This window comes from Hymenobacter sp. DG25B, from assembly GCF_000801315.1.
In the GTDB taxonomy this organism is placed as follows: Bacteria; Bacteroidota; Bacteroidia; order Cytophagales; family Hymenobacteraceae; genus Hymenobacter.
Map to the genome: position 1 here is coordinate 1,182,488 of NZ_CP010054.1, position 23,439 is coordinate 1,205,926.

The following is a 23,439-nucleotide window of genomic DNA, read 5'->3' on the forward strand; positions in this document are numbered from 1 at the left end:
TTCTGCTATTTGTTCTCAGAACCCATGAATGTTACGATAGATAAGAATTCCGGGTATTGCTTTGGGGTTGAATTCGCCATTCAGATGGCTGAAGACGAGCTGGCACATGAACCCACGCTTTATTGCCTCGGCGACATTGTGCACAACCGCATGGAAGTGGAGCGCCTGCATGCCCTGGGCCTGCGCATCATTGACCGGGAGCAACTGGGTACCCTGCACGACTGCAAAGTGCTGATCCGGGCCCACGGCGAGCCACCGGAAACCTATCAACTGGCTCTGCAGAACAATCTGGAGCTGATTGATGCCTCCTGCCCCGTGGTGCTGAAGCTGCAGAACCGCGTGAAGCACGCCTTCGATGCCACTACCCGGCAGGATGGTCAGATTGTCATCTACGGGCAGCCCGGCCACGCCGAAGTGACGGGCCTGAATGGCCAGACCGGCAACCGGGCCCTGATTGTGATGCATGAGGCCGACCTGGACCAGATAGATTTCAGCCGCCCCGTTACCCTGTTCAGCCAGACTACCAAAAGCACCGCCGGCTTCTACCACATGAAGGAGCTGATGGAGCAGCGCATTCAGGCCGCGGGCGGCTCCCTGCAGTCCTTTGATGCCAACGACAGCATCTGCCGGCAGGTAAGCAACCGGGAGCCCGCCCTGCGCCGCTTTGCCGTGGAGCACGACGTGGTCATCTTTGTGAGTGGCCGCAAAAGCTCCAATGGCAAGGCCCTGTTCTCGGTGGTGAACCAAACCAACCCGCGCAGCTATTTCGTGGAAAACGAGCAGGAAATAGACGACGCCTGGTTTCAGGGGGCACAGTCGGTAGGTATTTGTGGGGCCACCAGCACGCCCATGTGGCTGATGAGCCGCGTGGCCGAGCGCATTGAGCCGGTGGCTGCTGCCTAGGCTCCCGGTCATCCTGCAGTTGATTTTCTGATTTTTGAAGCCCGGTCGTCAGCGGCCGGGCTTTCCTGTGTAGTTTTCCGCCCTTCATGAGCAAACTCGGTACTTACTTTCTGAATGGGCTGCTGATTTTAGCCCCCATCACCATCACAATTTATATTCTGGTGGGCATTTTTATGTGGCTGGATGGCCTGTTCAATCTGAACGGCTACCCTGGTCTGGGGCTGCTTACTATGCTGGTGCTCATTACGCTGGTTGGGTTTATAGCCCGCTCGTTTGCCGTGCGTCCGTTTCTGGTGCTCACCGAGCGGGTGCTGCACCGTACACCGCTGGTCAGCATTATTTATTCCAGCCTGAAAGACCTGTTTGATGCCTTTGTGGGCGACAATCAGAAATTCAACCGGCCCGTGCTGGTGTGCGTGAACGAGGAAACCAAGTCCTACCGCATGGGCTTTGCCACCCAGGACGACCTCAGCGTGATGCACCGCCCCGATCTGCTGGCCGTGTACTATCCGCACTCCTACAACTTCTCCGGTGAGTTGCAGCTGGTGCCCAAAGAATCCGTGACGTACCTGGATTTGCCCAGCAGCGAGGTAATGAAGTTTATTGTTTCCGGGGGCGTGTCTAAGTTATAAATGGTGAGATAGTGAAATGGTGAGGTGGTGGAGGGGTAAGATAACAGCTGTCACCCTGAGCCCTATGAAGAACCTTGTCACGCTGGAACGACCATCGTAACCACGACTCGTACACATGTGATAAGGTCCTTCGCAGGGCTCAGGATGACAGCCTTTTCCCGCACCAGCTTCCTTTGAAAACGCAACTGCACTACCAGCGCTATGGCACCGGGCCCCGGGTTATTCTGGCCTTTCATGGCTATGGGCAGGGCCAGGGGCACTGGCGCAACCTGATTGCCGCGCTGGGCCCCGGCGTAACGGTGTATGCCTTCGACCTGTTTTACCACGGGCGCAGCCACCTGGCCCGCCCCGATGCCCCGCTCACTAAAAAGCGGCTGGGAGAGGTGCTGGATGATTTTTTGCGCGAGCGTGGGCTAACCCGCTATGGGCTGCTGGCCTTCAGCATGGGTGCCAAATTTGCCCTCACGCTATTAGAAGACCACCCGGAGCAGGTAGAGAAAATCTGGCTGATTGCGCCTGATGGCCTGCAGCGGCAGTTCTGGTATAAGCTGGCCACCTCGCCGGCCGTGATGCGCGGTATGCTGGGCCGCGCCGTGCTGCGGCCCCAGCGCCTGCTGGGTTGGCTGGATACGCTGGCGCAACGCCGGCTGGTCAGCACGGGGCTGGTACGCTTTGCGCAGTGGCAGTTGGATAGCCGCGAAAAGCGCCTGCGCGTGTACCGTAGCTGGACGGGCTTCCGAAACCTGACCTTTGACTTGACCCAGCTGCGGCGCCTGCTCAATGAACACCAGATACCCATCACCTTTTTCCTGGGCCAGCACGACCAGGTAATTCCCTACGCCGGTCTGCAGCCCTTTATAAACGGCCTGCCGCACGCGCACACGGTGGTACTGAATGCCGGGCATGCCGGCTTGCTGTATGACGTGACGAGCTGGCTGCGGCGGCACCCGGCGGAAGCCACTTGGTAGCCGGCCGCTACTTCAGCAGCTCCTGCTCGTAAAGCCAGCGGTTATCTTCATTAAAGGCCACGAAAACCACGGTTTGCGGAAACTCATGCTGTGCCAGGTACTTGCGTACTTCCCGCACAGCCAGCTCGGCGGCTTCTTCTTTGGGGTAGCTATAAATACCCGTGCTGATACCCGGAAAAGCAATGGAGCTCAGCTGATGTTCGGTGGCCAGCTGCAGCGCGTTGCGGTAGCAGCTGGCCAGCAGCTCCGGCTCGCGCTTGTGGCCGCCCTGCCACACTGGCCCCACGGTATGAATTACAAACGAGGCCGGTAGCTGGCCGCCGGTGGTAATTACAGCCTCGCCAGTGGGCATTCCATCGGGATATTGGGTGGCGCGCACCTGCCGGCAGGCTTCCAGAATGGCCGGCCCGCCAGCCCGGTGAATGGCGCCATCTACGCCGCCCCCGCCCAGTAGCGAGGAGTTGGCGGCATTCACAATGGCATCGGTGTCAAGCTCCGTAATGTCGCCCAGGTAAAGCAGAATGCGCCCAAAGGACTGGGCGGCGCGCCAGGGAGAGGCAGTAGGGTCGGAAGAGGCCATAGGAGTAGTTGATTCGGATGAGGCGCATACGTAGGCCGCACGCCCCGGGCTTGGCTTTCGTCGCTCTTTTTCTACAGGTCAGCGGCTGAATAGCTCACTTAAGTAAATTACGAATTGTGTATATTATTTGAAATGAATAGGTTTCGTCTATCAATCTCACCTAATCCCCTCTTTTGCCATGGAACCTGTAGACCGTGACCCCCAACTTTGGCGCATGGCCCAGGGCCGTGCCCGTTTTAAGGCCCATTTGTTTACGTATGCCTGGGTAAACGTGCTGTTGTGGACTATCTGGTTTCTGACGGACCGCCACTCGCATGGTATTCCGTGGCCGGTGTGGGCCACTGTATTCTGGGGCTTATCCCTGGTTTTTCAGGGCTTTGCCACGTATGGCGGCTATGGGAAAAATCAGCGGTCGGAGCGGGAGTATGAGCGGCTGGTGCGCCAGCGCGAACAGCGCTGATACGTACTGCGAATTGCCTTGCCAGTGAAACCCTGGGGCACCGGTAGCAGTTTGCCAAGGCATGATGATACGCCGTCTGCTTCCGCTGTTACTACTGGTGCCTTTGTGCGGCGCCGCGCCGGGCACTTCTGCCCCGGCCGCCCCCGATAACCTGACCAAAATTAAGCTGCCGCCGGGCTTCACCATCAGCTACTTTGCCCGCAACGTGAGTGGGGCCCGGTCGTTGGCGGTGGGCTCGGATGGCACTGTGTACGTAGGCACCCGCGCCGACAAAGTATTTGCCCTGCCCGACCGCAACCACGACGGCCGCGCCGATGAAGTGATAACCATAGCCTCGGGCCTGAACCAGCCCAACGGCGTGGCCGTGCGCAATGGCGCGTTGTATGTAGGCGAAATCCACCGCATTGTGCGCTACGACAATATTGCCACGCGCCTGAAGCAGCGCCCCAAGCCCGTGGTGGTTTATGATAAGCTGCCCAATAAAGAATGGCACGGCTGGAAATACATTGCCTTCGGGCCCGATGGTAAGCTGTACGTGCCTGTGGGCGCGCCCTGCAACTCCTGTGAGCCCGAGGAGCCTATCTTTGCCACCATCAACCGCCTGAACCCCGACGGTACCGGCCTGGAAACCTTTGCCTACGGCGTGCGCAACACCGTGGGCTTCGACTGGAGCCCGGTAGATAAATCCCTCTGGTTTACCGACAACGGCCGCGACCTGCTGGGCGACAACCTGCCGGCCGATGAGCTGAACCGCGCCGCCACGCCCGGTCTGCACTTCGGCTTTCCCTATTTCTTTGCCGGCGACGTGAAGGACCCGCAATTTGGGGAGGGAAAATCGGCGGGTACGTATGTGAAGCCCGCCCGCAAGCTGGGGCCGCACGTGGCTGCGCTGGGTATGAAGTTCTACACGGGCCGGCAGTTTCCGGCCGCCTACCGTAACCAGATTTTCATTCCCGAGCACGGCTCCTGGAACCGCAGCCAGAAGCTGGGCTACCGCATTACGCTGGTCAAGCTGGATGCCACGGGCAAACAAGCCACCAGCTACGAGAACTTTGCCACCGGCTGGCTGCAGGGCCAGAAGGCCTGGGGCCGCCCCGTGTGCCTGCTGGTGCTGCCCGATGGCTCCATGCTGGTCTCCGACGACCAGAACGATGCCGTGTATCGCATCAGCTATAAAGCCGGAGTTAAGAAATAGAGCTAAAAGCCAGTTCCTCTCCTCAGATGAGGAGGGGCTAGGGGTGGTTGACCGTCGTTGAACGATAGGCTAGGTTTAGTTTTAGCTCTAGTTTTTCAACCACCCCTAACCCCTCCTCATCTGAGGAGGGGAACTGGCTTTTAGCTCTATTTCTTAATTTCTTAACTCCTGGCTCTTCGTCTACCAACTCCTGTCTCCCTATCCTCATCTCCTAACTCCTGCTTGCTATCTTGCCGACCATGAAAAAACCGCGGGTACCAAAGCAGGTTGTGGGGCGGCGTGAGCTGGTAGATTTTCCGGCGTTTCAGCTCTGGGGAGTAGAAGCCAAAGTGGACACTGGCGCCTATACCAGCGCCATCCATTGTTCCGATATTCACGTAGAGCGGCTCCCGGATGGGCGCGAGCGGCTGCGCGTGCTGCTGCTGGACCCCTCGCACCCCAACTTCGACGGCACGCCCATGGAATTTTCGGATTTTTCTCTGCGCGATATTCGCAGCTCTAATGGCGAGGTGCAGGAGCGCTACGTCATCCGGGCTTCGCTGCGGCTGTTCGGACAAGATTTTGTCACGGAGTTCTCATTATCTGACCGTTCCGATATGAAGTATCCGGTGCTGATAGGCCGTTTATTGCTTCGTCAGGCCCGTTTTGTGGTCGATGTCAGCCGGCTGAACGTGTCGTACAAAGCCCGGCAAGCGGCGGAACGCCGCGCCGGCTAACGGCGTTTTCGTCATCTTTGTGCCCCCATTCGGCCTCCTCTTTCCCTTTCTTTTCAAGCACCTTCTCTGATGAAACTGGCGATTCTGTCGCGTGAGCCGAAACTCTATTCCACCGCCCGCCTGGTAGAGGCCGCCCAACTGCGGGGCCACCAAGTGGAGGTAATAGACCATCTGCACTGCAACCTGGTACTTGAAAAAGGCATGCCCGGTATTATTTACCAAGGCCGTCGTTTAGAAGATTTCGATGCCATTATTCCCCGTATTGGGGCTTCCGTTACGTTTTATGGCTGCGCCGTGGTGCGTCAGTTTGAGATGATGAAGGTGCGTACGGCTGTAGAAAGTCAAGCCATTGTGCGCAGCCGCGACAAGCTGCGCTCCATGCAGATTCTGTCCCGCGCCGGTGTAGGTATGCCCAAAACTGCCTTCACCAACTATTCTGACGAAGTGCCGAAGATGATTGAGCAGGTAGGCGGTGCCCCCGTTATCATTAAGCTGCTGGAGGGCACCCAGGGCCTGGGCGTGGTACTGGCCGAATCGGCCAAAGCCGCGCAGTCCGTTATTGAAGCTTTTCACAACCTGAAGGCCCGCATTATTGTGCAGGAGTTCATTGCCGAAAGCAAAGGTGCCGACTTGCGCGCCTTTGTGGTAAACGGCGAGGTAGTAGGGGCCATGAAGCGCCAGGGCGCGGCCGGCGAGTTTCGCAGCAACCTGCACCGGGGCGGCAGCGGCAAGCTGGTAAAGCTGACCCGGGCCGAAAAAGCCGCCGCGCTGCTGGCCGCCAAGTCGCTTGGTTTGGGCATTGCCGGAGTAGATATGCTGCAAAGCAAACGGGGCCCGCTGGTGCTGGAGGTGAATTCGTCGCCGGGCCTGGAAGGCATTGAAAAAGCCACCGGCCTGGATATTGCCGGCAAAATCATTGAGTATACTGAGGAGCTGAGCCGGAAGCACAAAAGCAAGGGCACCAAGCGCAAGTCTACAGCGGCTTCCGCCCCCGATAGCCAATCGGACGAGCCGCAGCAGTAGCGCAGCAAAGCCGATAAGTGCAGGAGAATTAAGCGCCTGGAGCAGCGTATTTTGTTCGCTGCAAAAGCGCGAGTATTGGCCCCATTTTATATCTTTCTGTACTATTGTCTGTAGTGCCGCAGGTTTTTCGGAACTCCGGCGCCGGGGTTCCGGACATCTGTCGTCAGGTTTAGCGCCTGCTGCTTAGATCGGCTGCTTGCATTTCTTACTCTAGTCTATCTGCCTTTGCCCAGTCACTCCGGTACCGCGCCCCAGGATTTTTGCCTCAACGGCCTTACCATCCGGCCGGGCGAGCGGGTAACCACGCGCCTGGTTATTTCCCGGCTGCCTTCCGGAACGGTGATTGATGTGCCGGTGAATGTGTTCCGCTCCACCGTGCCTGGCCCCACGGTGCTGTTGATGGCGGGCATGCACGGCGACGAGGTAAACGGCATTGAAACCATTCGGCGGCTGATTCGGCGCAACATGCTGCAGCCGCTGCGGGGCAGCATTATTGCCATTCCGCTGCTCAACATCTACGGGTTTCTGAACTTCTCTCGGGAGGTGCCCGATGGCAAAGACGTGAACCGGAGCTTTCCGGGGCACCCGCGCGGCTCTTTGGCCAGCCGTGTGGCCCACCGCTTCATGCGCGAAATCATGCCCCTGGTAGACTACGGTATTGATTTCCATACCGGTGGCGCGGCCCGCAGCAATAGCCCCCAAGTGCGCTGCCTGCTGGGCGAAGACGACGAAACGGATGCCCTGGCGGCTGCCTTTGGCGCCCCATTTACCATTCACTCGGGTCTGCGTGCCGGCTCCCTGCGGGAGGCTGCTATGCAGCAGGGGCGGCGCATTATTGTGTACGAAACGGGGGAGTCTTTGCGCTTTGATGAGCCCGGTATTGATATTGGCATTGCGGGCACCTTCCGGGTGCTGCACCACCTGGGCATGGCGCCGGAGGTGCCGCCGCCCGCCCAGCCCGGTATCATCTGCCCCCGGCATACCTGGCTGCGGGCCAAGTATGCCGGGTTGTTTCGCAGCAACATGCAGCTGGGCGACTACCTGGAAAAAGGGCAGGTATACGGCACCGTTACCGACCCCTACGGCGAAATGGCTGTGCGGCTGGAGTCGTTGGTAAATGGCTACGTGGTGGGAATCAACAATATGCCCGTGGTAAACCAGGGTGATGCCCTGCTGCACATTGGCCGCACCGATACGGCCCCGAGCCGTGCCGACCTGATGGCACCTTTCGAGGAAAAGCCCGGTCGGGGCCCGGACGAAACCGACCCGGAGGAGGACGAAACCACCACGGTTCTGGAATAGCCCGGGGCAGGTAAAGTTTCCTTGTTTATTCTCGGGGCAGGAATGCGGGTGGCTTGCCGCATTTTATGTTTCTTTGCCCGGCCATTGTTCGGCCTCCCTCTTTTTTTCTATTTCTTACTGATGAACAACCCTCTGCGCTTAATTATTGACGCGGTCCTGGTTATTGCCGTGGCTGTGCTGTTTTACCTCCACTTTGCCAACAAGCCCGCCGCCGCGCCGGCCCGCGTGCGCACCGTAGTGCGCACGGACTCTACCGGCACCGCCACCCCCGAGCTGGAGGCCGTAGCCGACACCGATAAAATTGCTTTCGTGGTTTCTGAGCAGCTGCTGAACGACTACCAGGCCATGAAAGATGCCCGCAAGAGCTTTGAGGGCAAAGTAAAAGGCTGGAGCAACCAGAACGATGCCATTGGCCGCCAGTTCCAAAGTGCCATTCAGAAATACCAGCAGCAGGCCGCTTCCCTCACGCCGGAGCAGCGCGCCGCTACTGAGCAGCAGCTGGAAGCGCAACGCCAGAAAGGCGGGCAGCTGCAGCAGCAACTGCAGCAGAAAGCTGCCGAAGAAGAAGCCCGTATGACCAAGCAGGTGCTGGACCGCGTAGACAAGCAGGTGGAGCGCTACGGCAAGGAAAACGGCTACCGCCTCATCCTCATTTCAGCGCCCAGCGGCACTATTGCCTACGGCCGCAAGGATCTGGACATCACCAAAGAAGTAACAGCCTACCTGAACAAGGAATACACGGCTAAAAAGAAGTAAGTATGGCGGCCCGGGCCGCTTAGAAAAACGCCTGCCTTTCTCCTGGAAAAGCAGGCGTTTTTTATGCCCTGCTGGCAACCAATCCGGCTTTACGATGCTCTTGCAGTCAGCCCGAAAAGCTTTCTTAGCCTACTTTATGCAAATACCTCTACTCCGGCACCTAGCCCTGCTGTTCTGCCTGCTGCTGCCGCTGGTTGCGGCGCAGGCCCAGCAGCCCGCCAAAATCACCATCAGCGGCTACGTGCGCGACGCGGCTACCGGCGAAAACCTCATCGGCGTGGCCGTGGTGCATCCGGCCGGCGGTCAGGGCACGGCTACCAATACCTACGGCTTTTATTCCCTGACTTTGCCGGCGGCGGCTGATTCCGTGCGGCTCATCGTTTCTTATCTGGGTTACGAAAAAGCCCGTTGGACGGTGCCGGCCGGTCGCAGCCATACCCACGATTTCCGCCTGAAACCGCTGACTGCCGAGCTGACGGGGGTAGAGGTAGTGGGCAGCCGCGAGGAAAAAATTGCGCAGAGCACGCGCATGGGCACCATCAACGTGCCCATCACCCAGATAAAAATGCTGCCCGCCCTGCTGGGCGAAACCGACGTGCTGAAGGTGCTACAGCTGCTGCCCGGCGTGCAGAGCGGGGGCGAGGGCACCAGCGGCCTGTACGTGCGCGGCGGCTCCCCGGATCAGAACCTGATTCTGCTGGATGGCACGCCCGTGTACAACGCCTCGCACCTGTTCGGCTTCTTTTCCGTGTTTAATGCCGATGCGCTGAACAACGTGGAGCTGATAAAAGGCGGTTTTCCGGCGCGGTACGGCGGGCGGCTGTCGTCGGTGCTGGATATTTCGATGAAGGAAGGCAACATGGAGAAGTTTCACGGCGAGGGCGCGGTGGGCATTATTGCCTCCAAGCTCACGCTGGAAGGCCCCATCAAGAAGGATACGGCCTCGTTTATCTTCTCGGCGCGCCGCACTTACCTGGATGTGCTGGCCCAACCGCTCATCAAAGCCAGCCTGGCCAGCGAGAACAGCAGCGGCTCTGTGGGCTATTTCTTTCACGATTTCAACGGCAAGCTGAACTGGAAAATCAGCCCCCGCGACCGGGTGTACCTGAGCGCCTACACCGGCTACGACAAGTTCTACGCCCGCATTCGGGATAAGTACGAGGACGAGGATTACAGCAGCACTAAATCGGCACTGGGCTGGGGCAACCTCACGGCGGCCCTGCGCTGGAACCGGGTGCTCAACAACCAGCTGTTCCTGAATACGCACCTCACCTACAGCAAATACCAGTTCAACATCGGGGCCGAGGAAGAAAGCCGCTACAACGGCCAGACCGACAAGTTTAACCTGCGCTACTTCTCCAACATCCGCGACCTGAGCCTGAAATCGGACCTGGACTACCTGCCCTCGCCCGACCACTACATCCGGGCCGGCGGGCAGTACATTCTGCACTCGTTTAAGCCGGGCGCGTTGCAGGCCAAAGGCTCGCAGGAACTGAGCGAGCTGAACTCCGTATCTAAAGTTGGGGCGCACGAGGCCTCGCTTTACGCTGAGGACGACTACCGCGTGAGCGAGCGGCTGAAGGTGAACGGCGGCCTGCGCCTGAATGCCTTTGCCGTGAAAAGCAAGCTGTATCCTTCGCTGGAGCCGCGCCTGGCCGCCCGCTTTCTGCTCACGCCGGAATGGGCCCTGAAAGCCTCCTACGCCCGCACCACGCAGTTTATTCATCTGCTCACCAACAGCGGCATTGGCCTGCCCACCGATTTGTGGGTGCCCGCCACCAAAACCATCCGGCCCCAGCGCGCCCAGCAAATCAGCGTGGGCGCGGCCCGCACCCTGCGCTACCACGACGAAGATTACGAGCTGAGCCTGGAAGGCTACTACAAGCCCATGCGCAACCTCATTGAGTACCGCGAGGGCGCCAGCTTCTTGGGCACCACCGACAATAACTGGGAAAGCAAAGTAACCAGCGGCCGGGGCTGGGCCTACGGCGGCGAGGTATTTCTGCAGAAGAAAAGCGGCCGCACCACCGGCTGGATTGGCTACACATTGGCCTGGAGCGAGCGGAAATTTCCGGAGCTGAACCAGGGCCGCCTGTTTCCCTTTAAGTACGACCGGCGCCACGATGCCTCGCTGGTTATCATTCATAAGCTGAAGGAAAACCTGATGCTGTCCGGCACCTGGGTGTATGGCACCGGCAACGGCGTAACCCTCTCGGAAGGCCGCTACCGCCTGGGCGTGTATGACCAGTACGACGACTATGGCCCGCGCAACGCCTACCGCATGCGCGCCTACCACCGCCTGGATCTGGATTTGAGTCAGACCAGGAAAAAGCGCTGGGGCGAGGTAGTGAACAGTTTCTCGCTCTACAACGCCTACAGCCGCAAAAACCCCTATTACCTCTACCTGCGCCAGGGCCGCACCGATGAGAATGGCAACGAAGTGGAAAAGTCTTCCTACCGGCAGATTTCCCTGTTCCCCATCATCCCGTCCTTCAGCAAAAGCTTCCGTTTTTAAGGTGTATTCTAATATGAAAGCCCTATTCCCGATCCTGGCTTCTTGCCTGCTTCTGGGCCTGAGCAGCTGCGAAACCGTGGTGGATGTGCCGGCCCCCAAGCACACGCCCCGCCTGGCCCTGAACTACGTGCTCAGCAACCAGGCGCCCGACTCGCTGTACTGGCAGAGCTACCCGCACCGCCTGCTGACAGTGAGCGTGAGCCAGAGCGTGTTCAATAATGCGGAGGTGCGCCAGCCCATTAATGCCACCGTAGAGCTGCTGGACGCCAGCGGGCAGGTGGTGGAGCGCTTCCGGGGGCGCTACCGCTACTACAACCCTTACACGCAGGATAGCACCGGTGCCTTCTATGAGCCCCAGTATGGGTTTGCGGGGCAGCCGGGCCAGCGCTATACCCTGCGGGCCGCGCTGCCCGGCCTGGAAACGGCCGAAAGTACCCTGGAGCTGCCGGCGCCGGCTACCATAGGCACGGCTACTTTTATACGGCGGCAAAGCAACCCCAATGAAAGCCAGTACTTTGTGGCCGGACGCCTCTCCTTGAGCGTGCCCGATGCCGTGGCCTCTACCGATTACTACGTGGCTACGGCCCGGGTGCTGGACACCCAGGGCCGCTTCTGGGGAATGATGACGAACGACTTTCAGAACGAGGACCCCGGCAGCGACGTGTCCGTAGACCGGTTCCGGCTCTCCGACGGGTACAGCCCCCGCCCCCAGGTGTATGCCGACCTGAACGCCAACGGGCGCACGCTCACGCTGGCGCAAAACGTGCAGGCTTATTTCTCCAGCAATTACAACCCCGGCGACCCGCAAAACTACCGGGAGCCCGCCTTCATTGAGGTGACCATCAGTACGCTTACGCGCGAGGCGTACGACTTCTACCAGTCGGTGCAGCGCTACCAGGATAGCCAGGGCAACCCCTTTGCCGAGCCCGCGCCGCTGGCCGGCAACATCCGCAACGGCTACGGCCTGTTTGGGGGTGCTACGGATACCAGAGTGATTATTCCCATTCAATAACCCGCCTGCGCCCGGTTAATTAGCGGTGTAGCAGGTGGCGCATTACGGTGCCTTCGCTGGTGCGCAGCCGGATGAAATATACGCCCCCGGCTAAGCTCTGCAGGTTCAGCGTGGCGCGAATGGTGCCTTGCCGGGGCTGCAGCGGCTGCGTGCGCACCACTTGCCCCAGGCTGTTGACGATTTCAGCCTGCAGGGGCGTGGTTTCCCGCAGGCCGCTCAGCTCCAGCGTGGCCGCATCGGCGGCGGGGTTGGGGTAGAGGCTACCCTGGTTTGCGCGCAAAGCCAGGCGGTTAGCCGTTACGGAGAAAGCCTGGAAGTTGCTGTTATTCGTGCGGCTGACGTTTACGAAAGTAGTGGTGCCCGGCGTCAGCTCCTGTTCCACGGTGCGCAGTACCCGGTTATTGTCGCCATATTTGATGAGGTACTTAGTCTCAGAGGTGATGACCCAGGCTGCGCCCTGCCAGGTTTCTTCCCGGTCGTTGGTAAGGCTTCGCTGAGCATCATATAGCTGGGAAGAGCGGGTAGCATTTACCCAAGCGGTGCCCGACCAATTCTCCATTACGGCCACGCTGCTGCCATTGCCGGGGTAAGTAAAGCTATAGCGGGACGTATTCTGCCAGGCGTTGTTCACCCAGGTCTGCATGACATAGGAGGTGTACTGTTGCGCATTGAAATCGGCCCACTCAATATTTATTTCCCGGGTAGTATTCACCCACGCGTTGTTCTGCCAGATTTGATTGACGATTTCCGTGTGGCGGTTATTAACAATGGTATACTGCTGCCGGCTGGTATTTATGTAGCTGCCATTGGGCTGCAGGGTTTCCGTAATCATTTCCTGCCACACCCCCGCCCCATTGCGGGTAATGGTGAAGCGGTTGCCGGAAGCCAGCACCCACGCATTATTCATCCACATATACATGAGGATGGAGGTCAGGTCGTTCTGCGCATCGTAGGTAAGCCGGAGCTGCAAAGCATTTACCCAGGCCGTGCCCGACCAGGTTTCCCCCTGTATCTGGGTGGGGCGGCCCTGCGCATCATAGGTAAAGGTGGCGCGTTCCTTCGGCACCTGCGTTACCGAATCAGAAGATACCACCTGAAGGGGCATACCCTGTGCGTTGTAGGTATACACGTTGGTAACCGCATCAGCCCATTTGGCACCATCCCAGTCATAGTCCACTGATTGGCCGGGCAGATAAATGGTTTCCTGGGGCGGGCTTTTTGCAGCCCCATTAATTTGGGTGAGCTGTTGCCTTTTACCAGCTGTTGAAACTCTACTGGCAGCCGCTGCCATATACCCGTTGCCGATGATTGCGCCTGTCCGGCTAAGCTACCAAGACTGAAGGCAATCAGAAAAATGAAGCGTAGAATCGTTTTCATAGCGGGGTTGGTTAGGAAATGGGCTGGTAGGAGCGGGCACCTTCACGGAAAGCAGTAAAGGATGTGCTAATTATTATTAAATTAAATATAAAATTTATGCAATATAATTGCAATGATTAGTCTCATCCTTTCAGCCCGGGGCATAAAAAAACCGGCTGCGGAAACTCCGCAGCCGGTTAAGAAATAATGGGCCCGAAGCCCGTTAGTGCTGGTTAGAACGCAAAGCGCAGGCTCACGGCCGCATCGTTGTACAAGCCAGCGTAGCCATCGAACACCTCAAAGAAAGGCTTGTAGTCAACGCCCAGCACGAAGGGCAGGTCTTCCATCTTGTACTCCAGGCCCAGAATCAGGTCAGCACCGGGCGTGATGTACATATGGTCATCGTAATAGTAAGCCCGATATACCTCGTACTTGCGTCCTTTATAGTACCGAACGTCGTCGAAGTAGTAGCGGCCGCGATAGAAGCCCAGGTGGGCGCCCGCGCCGTAGTAAAACTGCAGGCCCTTTACTTCCTTAATAGGGTGATGCTTTTCCAGCAGCAGGGTAACCCGCGCCCCACGCGCCCGGTATTCCGTGGTTACCAAACCCTCGAAAGCCACATTATTCTTGCCGCTGAGGAAGTGTTTAACCGTAACGCCGGAGGAGTAGCCGCCCGCCCGCAAACCGGCGGCCGTCTGGTAGCCGGCTCCGCCGCTACCGCTGCTTTTTTTCTGGGCAAAGGAAAGCGTGCTGCCCAGCATCAGGAGAATAAAAGTGAAAAATGCAGTTTGTTTCATAACAAAAAGTAGAAAAAAGAAAACTTGACCAGCAAATATAAGGAGCTGGTTTTAGAGGTTTTCTTCATTCTAAAGGCGAAAGGCAAACAACTAATAAGTTGTTGAAAAAGTCCTAACCATCGGCGCGCACGCCCCGGGCAATTTCATCGGATAAGTGCACCCGAATGCCGCCGCCATCCTGCCCGGCGGCCCCCAGCATGGCCTGCGCTACCGCCTCCGCCGCCACCGGCCGGTACTTGCGCAGCGGCCCCACCAGCAGGGGTGAAACCAGCCGCATGAGCACGGCCCCAATCTGCTCGCCCAGGCGCTTTTCCTGCCGCTGACCTAGCAGCAAAGAGGGCCGGAAAATATGAATGGCGCGGAAAGGCGTCTGCCGCACGGCGGCTTCCATCTCGCCCTTCACGTGGTTGTAGTAAATGGCCGAGCCGGCATCGGCGCCCATGGCCGAAACCACCATAAACTGCGCCGCGAAGTTGCCAGCCGCCAGGGCCGCCAGCTTTACTACGTACAGGTAATCTACTTTATAAAAGGCCTCCTTAGAGCCAGCCTGCTTCATAGTAGTGCCCAGGCAGCAGTACACGTCATCGGCTATCAGGGCCAGGCGCTGGTCTTCCAGGTGCTGGAAGTCTACCACGCGCTGCTCCAGCTTGGGGTGCACCAGCGGCAGCACCCGGCGACCAATGGAAATAACTTTGGCGTACCGGTCGCTGGCCAGGAGCAGGGGCAGCAGGTGCTGGCCCACCAGACCACTGGCACCGGCAATAAGGGCGGTTTTCTGAAGTTTCATGCGGCAGAACGGCGAGGGCGGAAGCAGGTGCGAAAGCGCTTCGGGCGTCCTTACGCAAAAAAGCCCGACATGGTACGGCCCACGCCGGAAACTGCCCTACTACGACTCCGGAATGAGCCGCGTGTGGTCGGGCGCCAGCTGCACCTGCCCGTTTTTATACAGGTAGCCCAGGGCTTTTTTAAACACTTTCTTGCTGATGCCCAGGCGGCGGTAAATATCATCCGGTTCGCTCTTATCCGAGAGGGGCAGCGTGCCGCCGGCCGCGTGCAGGGCCTTCAGGACCGTTTCCACGGCATCCCGCGCTTCGTCGTAGCCAATCTTCTGCAGGCTGATGTCCAGCTTGCCATCGGGCCGCACCAGGCGCACGTAGCCGGTAGGCGTATCGCCCAGGCGCAGGGGGCGGAAAACTTCGTTGTGGTAGAGCAGGCCCTGATACTGGCCATTCACCAGCACTTTATAGCCCAGGTCAGTTTCTTCGGCTACCATCAGCTGCACGGCGTCGCCGGGCTGGCCAGGGAAGGGCTCGTGGCTTAGGAAACCCTCCCAGCGCGCGGAGGCCACAATTCGGTCCGAGGTTTCATCCAGAAACACATACACGGTGGCCCGCTCGCCGGGGCGCAGGTTGCGGCGCTGGTTGCGGTAAGGCAGAAACAGGTCTTTTTCCAGGCCCCAGTCCAGAAACGCGCCCAGCGGGGTTACGTCGCGCACGCTGAGGGCAGCAAACTGCCCCACGCGCACCAGTGGGTCCAGGGTGGTGGCAATGAGGCGGTCTTCGGAGTCGCGGTACACGAATACGCGCAGCACGTCGCCTACCTGCGTGCCGGCCGGTACGTATTTGCCGGGCATCAGCAGGTCGCCATCATCAGAAGACAGGTACACGCCAAAATCTACTTCGCGCGCTACTTCCAGGTCGTTATAATCACCGAGCTGCATGGGGTATTCAGTTAGTAAGAAAGCAGGAGTAAGTAAGCAGCAGCAAAAACCGCTGTCGGCTTATTTCATCTGCTATAAAATCAGAAATGGTACGAAAGCCAGCGGCAAAGGTCCGAAGAAGCGGCGGGATTACTGCCGCCTGCCAGATACTTACTCGTAGCGCACCAGGCTGGGCTGGCCAAAGCTGAAGTCGCTGAAATCATAGAACGGGCGGGCATTTTCGAATACCCGGATGCCATTGCGGTCAAACTGCCCGCGGGGATAAAAGCCAAACAGAATCTGGAAAGTGCGGATAGCGGTGTACTCATTGCGAAAGCGCAGGCCCAGCCCAAACCCGGTGAAAGGGGTTTCCTTGAAAGGCAGGGTTTGCAGCTTGGTGGTGTTCAGCCAGGCCGCATCGGCAAAGCCCACGGCGGCCATGCGAAAGCCGAGAAAGGAAACCGGCGTGTACACGGTGGCCTCGTAATTGACCACAAAGCGGCTGGTACCGCGCAGGTTGCCATCGGTGCGGAAGCCCCGCAGGCCCCGGTCGCCATCAATACTGAGCACCCGCTCGGTGGGCAGGCGGTTTAAGCCAATGGCGGTGCGGTTCCAGAAAAAGTGCCGCCACTGGTAGTTGCCCGTGTGGTAAAGGCGCGTAAAAAACAGGATTTCGCCGCCGGCCACGCCCTGCTGCCAGTCGTTGCTGCGCCCCCGCACAAAGGAGCCAAAGTCGCCGCTCACATATAAATAGCCCCGGCGCGGATTATAGGAAGCAGCCGCGGCGTGCACGCCAAAGTAGCGGCGGTTGGTGGCCTCATTGAACTCATACCCGCTGGTAAGGCTGATGAGCGTGCCGGTTGGAATATCCTCGGTACGGCCAAAGCCGAACAGGTAGGTGTCTTTATAATAGTAGCGCACGCTGTAGCCCACCGTGCCCAGCACCAGCCCCGCGTTTTGAAACTCCGTTTTATCGGGGCGGCGGAAATAGTTGGTGCGGATAAAGCGGCCCGACACGATAATGCGGCCCGGGTTTTCGTAGCCCAGGTCGTAGCTGTGCAGGCGCAGGGAGCGGCCAAACCATACATCCTGGGTGTTAAACCGCAGGGGTACCAGGCTGTCGGGGCTGCCATCCCGGTGATTCAGGATAATGGGCCGGTCAAACACATTCAGGGCCACGGCGCCGGCGTAGCGGGTATTGATGGAGTAGAAACCGCGCGAGGCCACCACGTTCATTTCCTTGTTTTCGTAGCGGTTGAGGTAGTGCACCTGCCCGGTTATGAAGTTGCGGAACGGCACCTGGTAGCTACCCTCGTAGCTCCAGGTTTGGGGCTTGATGCGCCCATACTCGTAGCGGTTACGGAACTGGTGGCCCTGGCCCAGGAAGTTTACATCGCGCAGCCCAATAACGCCCGCGCCCACATCCCGCACCTGCACCGAGCCGCTGATGCTGAACACGTCCCGCGTGATGACTTCAATATCCACGCTGTCCTGGGAGGTGGTTTGCTCATTTACGAACACGCGGGCATCGGCAATTTCCGCGGTCTGGCGCAGCAAACGCTCTGACTCGGCCAGATCCTGCGGCTCCAGCTCTTCGCCCACCCGAAACTGCAGCACCTGCCGCACCCGCGCCCGGGAGGTTTTGATATGGAGCGTATTGGCTGATTTCTCCAGAATGTTGCGTGGCTTGCGGTTGGGGTCGTTCAGGCGGTAGCCAAAGGCATCCAGTGTGCTGATGTTGATGCGCCGCACCACTTTGTAGCTGTGCCGGTCATACTGCCGATCCAGCAGCTCGGCGTCCAGGCCGGCACGCTCCTCGCGGCGCCCGGTAAAGTTGAACAGGGCGGCCGCAGCTTTTCCGGCAATGGTTTTGCGCTTGGTATAGGCTTTCAGGCTATTCAGAATGCGTTCCTGGTCCAGGCGGCGGCGCAGGGAGTCGGGGCGGGTTGCGCCAATAGAGTCGGGGGGCGTTATGGGGCGCTCGGGCTGCTGGGCCCAGGCCGGCAGGCACAGCAGCAACAGCCCGGCCAGCAGCAGCCAGCAGGCCGCACCGGGCCGGCGTAAGGTAGATAGCGGAGAAAGCACCCGAAAGCGAGCCGTCGGGTTGGGCGACGAGCTCAGGCAAGATACGGGTTCCGGAGGAGGTGCCGGAATAACCAGGGGAAAGAAGCGCCTCATGCCGAAAAATACTGCCCGCTAAAGCCCAGACCCAAAAGGTAAGCAGGCTGTAAACGAAGCCTGCTTTTTCAGAGTTGGCCGGCGAACTATTTCTAAAAAAATTAGCTTAGTAGTATAGTGTAGTATTGAGTGGAATAGAATAGTTTTAACCCCGGAAACAGCCTATTTGATGAACGAGCGAATTCAGGAAAAGCTAAGTATTTTGGCAGATGCCGCCAAGTACGATGTGTCCTGCTCCAGCAGCGGCGGCAAGCGAAAAAATGAGAACCGTGGCCTGGGCAATGCCGAGGGCATGGGCATCTGCCACAGCTATACTGAGGATGGCCGCTGCGTGAGTTTGCTGAAAATTTTGCTCACCAACCACTGCATTTTCGACTGCGCCTACTGCGTATCGCGCCGCAGCAATGACGTGAAGCGCGCCGCCTTTACCGTAGATGAAGTAGTGGACCTGACCATGAACTTCTACCGCCGCAACTACATCGAAGGTCTGTTTTTAAGCAGCGGCATTTTTTCCTCCCCCGACTATACCATGGAGCGGCTGGTGCGCATCATCAAAAAGCTGCGCACCGAGCACAAGTTCAACGGCTACATTCACGTGAAAGCCATTCCGGGCGCTTCCGAGGAGCTGATCCAGGAAGCCGGCCTGTACGCCGACCGCCTGAGCGTGAATATTGAGCTGCCCTCGGAAATGAGCCTGACCAAGCTGGCACCCGAGAAGAACTACCAGGAAATTCTGACGCCCATGGCGCAAATCCGGGACGGCATCATTCTGAATAAAGAAGAAAAGTCGCTGTTCAAGAAAGTGCCGCAGTTTGCCACGGCCGGCCAAAGCACCCAGCTGATTGTGGGCGCCTCCGCTGAAAACGACCATCAGATTATTCAGCTTACCGACTCGCTCTACAAAGGCTACGGGCTGAAGCGCGTGTACTACTCCGGCTACATTCCCGTGACCGACGACGCCCGCCTGCCGCAGGTAACGCAGCCCCCACTCATCCGGGAGCACCGCCTGTACCAGACGGATTGGCTGATGCGCTTCTACGGCTTTCAGGTCGATGAAATCCTGGACCCCGCCCACCCTTTCCTGGACCTGGAAATCGACCCCAAGCTGGCCTGGGCCCTGCGCAACCGCCACGTTTTCCCGGTAGATGTGAATACTGCTGATTTTGAAATGATTCTGCGCATTCCCGGTGTGGGCGCGCGCTCCGCGAAGCGCATTGTGGCGGCCCGGCGGTTTGCGCCCATCACCCTGGACCACCTGCACAAGTTTGGGGTGGTGCTGAAGCGCGCCAAGTTCTTTCTTACCTGCCGCGGCCAGGCCCTGGAAAAGCGGGAGTTTGATGAGCAGACCATCCGCCGCCAGATTCTATTCGGCGCGGGCTCGGTCCGTTCCGCCCTCGTCACCCAGCAGCTCGATTTGTTTGCCCAGGCTTCCTAAGCCCGGTTTTCTTCCTCTGATTTTCTAAAGTGCCCTTTCTCCCTTACCAGAAACCTTCTCTCAACTTACAGCCATGACTGTTTCTCATCGCGCCGCCGACGCGTCGGCCGCCACCTCCGCCAAAACCGATAAAGTTGCCCGTATGGCCTGCTGCTGCAAGCTAGCCGACCTGCTGCCGCTGGTGCGCCAAATGCACCAGGAAGCCGCCCGCAGTAACGCGGCACAAACGGCCGGGCGCTCCGAAGCGGCATAATCCGGTTGCAGCGCAGCAACTTTCGGCCTAGCTAAAGGGTAGGAGGCCTATGGCTTTCGACCTGGAACATCACCAAGTGCCCACCAACGGCATCATGCTGCACGTAGTGCAGTGCGGCCTTCCGGCCGGGCCGCTGGTGGTACTGCTGCACGGCTTTCCGGAGTTCTGGTACGGCTGGCGCCATCAGATACCGGCGCTGGCTGCGGCTGGTTTCCGGGTGTGGGCCCCCGACCAGCGCGGCTACAACCTCAGCAGCAAGCCCCCACGCGTAGCCGATTATACCATTGACACCTTGGGAGCTGATATTCTGGGGTTACTGGAGGCTGCCGGCCGTGAGAAAGCCACGGTCATTGGTCACGACTGGGGGGCGGCCGTGGCGTGGTGGCTGGCCGCGCATCATCCGGAGCGGTTGCGGCGGGTAGCCATTCTGAATGTACCGCACCCGGCGGTGCTTAGACAGGCGCTGCGCCAGATGCCGCGACAGCTGCTTAAAAGCTGGTATATCTTCTTCTTTCAGCTGCCCTGGCTGCCCGAGAAACTGTTTCGGCGGCGTCAGTTCCGGTTTGGCCGGGGCGCTTTGCGCGGCACCAGCCGCCCCGGAACTTTTACTTCCGAGGATTTGCACCGCTACACGGAGGCCTGGGCCCAGCCGGGTACCCTCACCGGCATGCTGAACTGGTACCGGGCCGCGTTTCGAAGGCATAGACTAGGAAAACAGGCTATGAAAAATATATCTATCCCAGTGCGCATTCTCTGGGGAAAGCAGGATGCTTTTCTGGAGCCGGAGTTAGCGCAGCTGAGTTTGCCGCTCTGTGAGCAGGGCGAGCTACTCTATTTCGGGGATGCTACCCACTGGCTGCATCAGGAGGAGCCAGCAGCGGTAAATATGCTGCTGTTGGAATTTATGCAGGCCGATAAACCGGCTTCTGCTGTCTGATAATATACCCATGAGCCGTTCCCTGACGCCCCTGCACCCGCGCAAACCAGCGAAGCCAACCAACCCGGCCAGCGGGGTGAAGCAGCAGCGGTCGGCGCCGCTGCTCACCAACCCACCACTCGACTATTCCTACGACGGCTCTTTTGAAGGGCTGCTGACGGTGCTATTCACGATTTACGGGCAAAAGGCGGCGCCCAACAGCATACAGCCAGAAGGGGCTATGCAGGGCGGGCTTTTTGCGCAGCCCATAGCTATTGTTACTGATGAAGTGCAGGCGGCCCGCGTGTGGGAAGGCTTGTTGCGGTATATGGACGCCGAGGCGCGCACCCGGCTCTTTCATACGTTTCTGAGCGAACAGCCCGACCGGGAGCTGCTGCTATTCCGCTACGCCGACACCGCCATGCGCGCCGGCCGCGACATCTCCGACAACTACGCCGATGATACCGTGCGCCGCATAGCCGGCATTGCCCAGCAGATGTACCGCGAAAAACACCGCATGGAAGCCTTCGTACGCTTCGAGAAAACCAGCGACGAACTGTTTCACGCCACCATCGACCCCGATTTTGACGTGCTGCCGCTCATAGCCCCGCACTTTACCAAACGCTACGCCGACCAGCGCTGGCTCATCTTTGATAAGCGCCGCCGCTACGGCCTGTATTACGATTTGCACCGCACCGATGTCGTGGAGTTTGAGGCCCCCAACCCACAGCGGCGTACCGATATTTCGGCCACGGTGCTGGACGAGCGGGAGCCCCTGTTCAAGCTGCTCTGGCAGTCCTACTTCGACCACGTGAACATCCCGGAGCGTAAAAATATGAAGCTGCACCGCCGGCACATGCCCCTGCGCTACTGGCGCTATCTGAGCGAAAAACAACCCCGGGAACAGCGTTTCGAGCCCATTAAGAATAAGCGGCCCATCGGCTAAAACTACTGGTGCTGGGCTGAAAAGCGCTAATTTGCAGCGCAAACCAGCATCGTTTATGAGCAATATCCTCGTTTTTGGGGCCGCCGGCCAGTTAGGGCAATGCCTGCAGCACGTAGCAAAAGAAAGAAACCTGAGCAACCTGGTTTTCCTGGCCGAAGCCGAAGCGAATATTCTGGATGAAGCGACGCTGGCAGCCGTTTTTGCCAAATATCAACCCACTTACTGCATCAATTGCGCTGCCTACACGGCCGTGGATAAAGCCGAAGACGAGGTAGAACTGGCCCGCAAAGTCAATAAAGATGGCGCCGTTAATCTGGCCCGGCTGTGCGAGCAGTCTGGCGCCACGCTTATTCACATTTCTACTGATTTTGTGTTTGCGGGTACCGGTAATCAGCCCTTGGTAGAAACGGATAAAGCAGAGCCCATCAGCATTTACGGCCTTACTAAGCTGGAAGGCGAGCAGGGGGTAGCTGCTGAAACCGGCCGTTACTTTATTCTGCGCACCAGCTGGCTGTACTCAGAGTATGCCGGCAACTTCGTGAAAACCATGCTGAAGCTGGGCCGTGAGCGGGAAGAGCTAAAGGTTATCTGGGACCAGGTAGGCACGCCTACTTATGCCATTGACCTGGCCGGCTGCATCCTCACTATCATCGAAACCCATAACCAGCAATACGGCATCTACCACTACAGCAACGAGGGCCTGACCTCGTGGTATGATTTTGCGAAAGCCATTTTCGAGCTCAGCAACACGCCGGTGCGCACACTGCCCATCCGCACCGCCGAGTACCCCACTAAAGCCACGCGCCCGGCTTACTCCGTCATGGATAAGACCAAAGCCAAAACCCAGCTGCAGGTAGCCATCCCGCACTGGCGCGACAGCCTGAAAGTGTGTTTAAGCCGCTTAGAGGCATAACCGGACTCAGAAATACATCATTACCATAAAGGCCGTGCTTCTTTTAAGAGGCACGGCCTTTATGGTATGGTAAATGCCGCAGTGTTATCCTGGTTATCCTAAGCCTGGCAATGCGCCTCCGGCTATTAGCGCAACGAGGCACTAATAGCCGGAGGTCTTTTCACTGCCCGTGCGGAGGCTCACTACGCTTCCTTCTCCAGACTTCTTAACTCGTCAGGATTCTCCTTGGCTTCGTTGCGGCCGGCGGCATATTGGAAACCAATTACGCTTTTTTCCGCACTCGGATTTTCGGGGTTATTGCTGGTAGGGGTGGGGGGCGGGGTGCTGTTGGTAGGCTGTGCTGCAGCGTTGGTTGGTTGGAGGGGCGTGCTGACGGATATTTCTATCGGGATGGAAAGCGTCAGCTTGGGTGAGCTCTCCGGCGTGGCGGGCGCGCCTGCGTTGGTTACCGCAGCATTGGCAGGCTGAGCGGCCTCAGCCGCCAGGGCTTGGCTGACAGTAGCTACCGGAATGCTAATAACGGCGGCGGGGGCCGGAGCTGCCGCAGCAGCCGGGGCCGGGCTGACGGCGGCAGCTGGAGCCGGGTTGGCCGCCGCAACAGGAGCAGCGGCAGCCGTTGGGTTTGGAGTGGTTTCAGCAGTGGGCGCATGATTAGCCGCTGCGGTTGGGGCCGGGTTGGCCTGCGCTATGGGAGCGGGGTTGACTTCAGCGGCAGGAGTAGATTGGGCAGCAGCGGTTGGGGCAGGATTGGCCTCAGCAGTTGGAGCAAGAAGGGGAGCAGTGGCAGGCTCTTGGCTTGGGCCTTGGTTTTGGGCAGCCTGGTTGGTAGGCAGCGGCGTAGGATGATCTTGCGTATCCATTTTGAAGAGGAAAAAAGATGAAAA

At 58.8% G+C, this 23,439-nt stretch carries 23 protein-coding genes; 16 read left to right on the forward strand and 7 right to left on the reverse strand.

The window, feature by feature from the left end; genetic code table 11:
• Positions 1-24: 24 nt before the first annotated feature.
• The 3 genes from PK28_RS05105 to PK28_RS05115 all read left to right on the forward strand — a co-directional run bounded on the left by PK28_RS05105 (position 25) and on the right by PK28_RS05115 (position 2,503).
• Complete coding sequence (locus tag PK28_RS05105) at positions 25-903, forward strand: 4-hydroxy-3-methylbut-2-enyl diphosphate reductase (RefSeq protein ID WP_044512071.1); 879 nt, start codon at positions 25-27, stop codon at positions 901-903.
• Positions 904-989: 86 nt separating this feature from the next.
• Positions 990-1,535: a DUF502 domain-containing protein gene (locus PK28_RS05110; protein ID WP_044512073.1), complete on the forward strand. Its 546-nt coding sequence runs from the start codon at positions 990-992 to the stop codon at positions 1,533-1,535.
• A gap of 173 nt (positions 1,536-1,708) precedes the next feature.
• Positions 1,709-2,503 carry an alpha/beta fold hydrolase gene (locus PK28_RS05115; protein ID WP_044512076.1) on the forward strand — a complete coding sequence of 265 codons (795 nt, stop codon included), beginning with the start codon at positions 1,709-1,711 and terminating at the stop codon, positions 2,501-2,503.
• A gap of 7 nt (positions 2,504-2,510) precedes the next feature.
• Here PK28_RS05115 and PK28_RS05120 read toward each other — a convergent pair whose 3' ends face one another.
• Complete coding sequence (locus tag PK28_RS05120; RefSeq protein WP_044512079.1) at positions 2,511-3,083, reverse strand: O-acetyl-ADP-ribose deacetylase; 573 nt, start codon at positions 3,081-3,083, stop codon at positions 2,511-2,513.
• A 178-nt stretch (positions 3,084-3,261) separates the two neighbouring features.
• Here PK28_RS05120 and PK28_RS05125 point away from each other — a divergent pair, with 178 nt between their 5' ends.
• The 8 genes from PK28_RS05125 (at position 3,262) to PK28_RS05160 (ending at position 12,062) form a co-directional block, all read left to right on the forward strand.
• Positions 3,262-3,543 carry a 2TM domain-containing protein gene (locus tag PK28_RS05125; RefSeq protein ID WP_044512082.1) on the forward strand — a complete coding sequence of 94 codons (282 nt, stop codon included), beginning with the start codon at positions 3,262-3,264 and terminating at the stop codon, positions 3,541-3,543.
• Between the two features lie 61 nt (positions 3,544-3,604).
• Positions 3,605-4,738: a PQQ-dependent sugar dehydrogenase gene (locus tag PK28_RS05130; protein ID WP_052430522.1), complete on the forward strand. Its 1,134-nt coding sequence runs from the start codon at positions 3,605-3,607 to the stop codon at positions 4,736-4,738.
• A gap of 239 nt (positions 4,739-4,977) precedes the next feature.
• Positions 4,978-5,454, forward strand: a complete 477-nt coding sequence (locus PK28_RS05135) for an ATP-dependent zinc protease family protein (RefSeq protein WP_044512084.1) — start codon at positions 4,978-4,980, stop codon at positions 5,452-5,454.
• A gap of 69 nt (positions 5,455-5,523) precedes the next feature.
• Entirely contained in the window at positions 5,524-6,477 is a 954-nt protein-coding gene (gene rimK, locus PK28_RS05140; RefSeq protein WP_044512086.1) for a 30S ribosomal protein S6--L-glutamate ligase, read from the forward strand.
• A gap of 225 nt (positions 6,478-6,702) precedes the next feature.
• Positions 6,703-7,779 (forward strand): succinylglutamate desuccinylase/aspartoacylase family protein, encoded by a 1,077-nt coding sequence (locus tag PK28_RS05145; protein ID WP_044512089.1) that lies wholly within the window; start codon positions 6,703-6,705, stop codon positions 7,777-7,779.
• Positions 7,780-7,899: 120 nt separating this feature from the next.
• A complete protein-coding gene (locus PK28_RS05150; protein WP_197070479.1) occupies positions 7,900-8,535 on the forward strand; it encodes an OmpH/Skp family outer membrane protein in 636 nt (211 codons plus the stop codon).
• Positions 8,536-8,671: 136 nt separating this feature from the next.
• Positions 8,672-11,050, forward strand: a complete 2,379-nt coding sequence (locus tag PK28_RS05155) for a TonB-dependent receptor (protein ID WP_044516321.1) — start codon at positions 8,672-8,674, stop codon at positions 11,048-11,050.
• Between the two features lie 13 nt (positions 11,051-11,063).
• Complete coding sequence (locus PK28_RS05160; RefSeq protein WP_044512092.1) at positions 11,064-12,062, forward strand: DUF4249 domain-containing protein; 999 nt, start codon at positions 11,064-11,066, stop codon at positions 12,060-12,062.
• A 19-nt stretch (positions 12,063-12,081) separates the two neighbouring features.
• On the opposite strand, the gene PK28_RS05165 is transcribed toward PK28_RS05160, so the two are convergent.
• The 5 genes from PK28_RS05165 to PK28_RS05185 all read right to left on the reverse strand — a co-directional run bounded on the left by PK28_RS05165 (position 12,082) and on the right by PK28_RS05185 (position 18,092).
• Positions 12,082-13,239, reverse strand: coding sequence for a T9SS type A sorting domain-containing protein (locus tag PK28_RS05165; RefSeq protein ID WP_044512095.1), 1,158 nt, complete (start codon positions 13,237-13,239; stop codon positions 12,082-12,084).
• Between the two features lie 412 nt (positions 13,240-13,651).
• Positions 13,652-14,215 (reverse strand): hypothetical protein, encoded by a 564-nt coding sequence (locus PK28_RS05170; protein WP_044512097.1) that lies wholly within the window; start codon positions 14,213-14,215, stop codon positions 13,652-13,654.
• Between the two features lie 112 nt (positions 14,216-14,327).
• A complete protein-coding gene (locus tag PK28_RS05175) occupies positions 14,328-15,002 on the reverse strand; it encodes a Rossmann-fold NAD(P)-binding domain-containing protein (protein ID WP_044512100.1) in 675 nt (224 codons plus the stop codon).
• 99 nt (positions 15,003-15,101) lie between these two features.
• Entirely contained in the window at positions 15,102-15,935 is an 834-nt protein-coding gene (locus PK28_RS05180) for a CvfB family protein (protein ID WP_044512102.1), read from the reverse strand.
• A gap of 150 nt (positions 15,936-16,085) precedes the next feature.
• Positions 16,086-18,092 (reverse strand): BamA/TamA family outer membrane protein, encoded by a 2,007-nt coding sequence (locus tag PK28_RS05185; RefSeq protein WP_156126247.1) that lies wholly within the window; start codon positions 18,090-18,092, stop codon positions 16,086-16,088.
• Positions 18,093-18,261: 169 nt separating this feature from the next.
• Here PK28_RS05185 and PK28_RS05190 point away from each other — a divergent pair, with 169 nt between their 5' ends.
• The 5 genes from PK28_RS05190 to rfbD all read left to right on the forward strand — a co-directional run bounded on the left by PK28_RS05190 (position 18,262) and on the right by rfbD (position 22,555).
• Complete coding sequence (locus tag PK28_RS05190) at positions 18,262-19,527, forward strand: putative DNA modification/repair radical SAM protein (RefSeq protein WP_044512105.1); 1,266 nt, start codon at positions 18,262-18,264, stop codon at positions 19,525-19,527.
• Positions 19,528-19,600: 73 nt separating this feature from the next.
• Complete coding sequence (locus PK28_RS05195) at positions 19,601-19,780, forward strand: hypothetical protein (RefSeq protein WP_044512107.1); 180 nt, start codon at positions 19,601-19,603, stop codon at positions 19,778-19,780.
• Positions 19,781-19,829: 49 nt separating this feature from the next.
• On the forward strand, positions 19,830-20,717 hold the full coding sequence (locus PK28_RS05200) for an alpha/beta fold hydrolase (RefSeq protein WP_044512110.1): 888 nt from the start codon (positions 19,830-19,832) through the stop codon (positions 20,715-20,717).
• A gap of 10 nt (positions 20,718-20,727) precedes the next feature.
• The gene (locus PK28_RS05205) at positions 20,728-21,642 is read left to right on the forward strand and encodes a TIGR03915 family putative DNA repair protein (RefSeq protein ID WP_048825622.1); all 915 of its coding nucleotides are present in this window, start codon (positions 20,728-20,730) and stop codon (positions 21,640-21,642) included.
• Positions 21,643-21,697: 55 nt separating this feature from the next.
• A complete protein-coding gene (gene rfbD, locus PK28_RS05210) occupies positions 21,698-22,555 on the forward strand; it encodes a dTDP-4-dehydrorhamnose reductase (RefSeq protein WP_044512113.1) in 858 nt (285 codons plus the stop codon).
• Between the two features lie 182 nt (positions 22,556-22,737).
• On the opposite strand, the gene PK28_RS05215 is transcribed toward rfbD, so the two are convergent.
• A complete protein-coding gene (locus PK28_RS05215) occupies positions 22,738-23,415 on the reverse strand; it encodes a hypothetical protein (protein WP_044512116.1) in 678 nt (225 codons plus the stop codon).
• Positions 23,416-23,439 lie beyond the last annotated feature (24 nt).

What these genes read in the sequence shown, in the direction of transcription:
- PK28_RS05195 (WP_044512107.1), top strand. Translation starts at nt 19,601, where the DNA reads ATGACTGTTTCTCATCGCGCCGCCGACGCGTCGGCCGCCACCTCCGCC.
- PK28_RS05205 (WP_048825622.1), top strand. Translation starts at nt 20,728, where the DNA reads ATGAGCCGTTCCCTGACGCCCCTGCACCCGCGCAAACCAGCGAAGCCA.
- PK28_RS05135 (WP_044512084.1), top strand. Translation starts at nt 4,978, where the DNA reads ATGAAAAAACCGCGGGTACCAAAGCAGGTTGTGGGGCGGCGTGAGCTG.
- PK28_RS05105 (WP_044512071.1), top strand. Translation starts at nt 25, where the DNA reads ATGAATGTTACGATAGATAAGAATTCCGGGTATTGCTTTGGGGTTGAA.
- PK28_RS05215 (WP_044512116.1), bottom strand. Translation starts at nt 23,415, where the DNA reads ATGGATACGCAAGATCATCCTACGCCGCTGCCTACCAACCAGGCTGCC.
- PK28_RS05160 (WP_044512092.1), top strand. Translation starts at nt 11,064, where the DNA reads ATGAAAGCCCTATTCCCGATCCTGGCTTCTTGCCTGCTTCTGGGCCTG.
- PK28_RS05185 (WP_156126247.1), bottom strand. Translation starts at nt 18,092, where the DNA reads ATGAGGCGCTTCTTTCCCCTGGTTATTCCGGCACCTCCTCCGGAACCC.
- PK28_RS05155 (WP_044516321.1), top strand. Translation starts at nt 8,672, where the DNA reads ATGCAAATACCTCTACTCCGGCACCTAGCCCTGCTGTTCTGCCTGCTG.
- rimK (WP_044512086.1), top strand. Translation starts at nt 5,524, where the DNA reads ATGAAACTGGCGATTCTGTCGCGTGAGCCGAAACTCTATTCCACCGCC.
- PK28_RS05190 (WP_044512105.1), top strand. Translation starts at nt 18,262, where the DNA reads ATGAACGAGCGAATTCAGGAAAAGCTAAGTATTTTGGCAGATGCCGCC.
- PK28_RS05110 (WP_044512073.1), top strand. Translation starts at nt 990, where the DNA reads ATGAGCAAACTCGGTACTTACTTTCTGAATGGGCTGCTGATTTTAGCC.
- PK28_RS05200 (WP_044512110.1), top strand. Translation starts at nt 19,830, where the DNA reads ATGGCTTTCGACCTGGAACATCACCAAGTGCCCACCAACGGCATCATG.
- PK28_RS05180 (WP_044512102.1), bottom strand. Translation starts at nt 15,935, where the DNA reads ATGCAGCTCGGTGATTATAACGACCTGGAAGTAGCGCGCGAAGTAGAT.
- rfbD (WP_044512113.1), top strand. Translation starts at nt 21,698, where the DNA reads ATGAGCAATATCCTCGTTTTTGGGGCCGCCGGCCAGTTAGGGCAATGC.
- PK28_RS05120 (WP_044512079.1), bottom strand. Translation starts at nt 3,083, where the DNA reads ATGGCCTCTTCCGACCCTACTGCCTCTCCCTGGCGCGCCGCCCAGTCC.
- PK28_RS05170 (WP_044512097.1), bottom strand. Translation starts at nt 14,215, where the DNA reads ATGAAACAAACTGCATTTTTCACTTTTATTCTCCTGATGCTGGGCAGC.
- PK28_RS05130 (WP_052430522.1), top strand. Translation starts at nt 3,605, where the DNA reads ATGATGATACGCCGTCTGCTTCCGCTGTTACTACTGGTGCCTTTGTGC.
- PK28_RS05125 (WP_044512082.1), top strand. Translation starts at nt 3,262, where the DNA reads ATGGAACCTGTAGACCGTGACCCCCAACTTTGGCGCATGGCCCAGGGC.
- PK28_RS05175 (WP_044512100.1), bottom strand. Translation starts at nt 15,002, where the DNA reads ATGAAACTTCAGAAAACCGCCCTTATTGCCGGTGCCAGTGGTCTGGTG.
- PK28_RS05150 (WP_197070479.1), top strand. Translation starts at nt 7,900, where the DNA reads ATGAACAACCCTCTGCGCTTAATTATTGACGCGGTCCTGGTTATTGCC.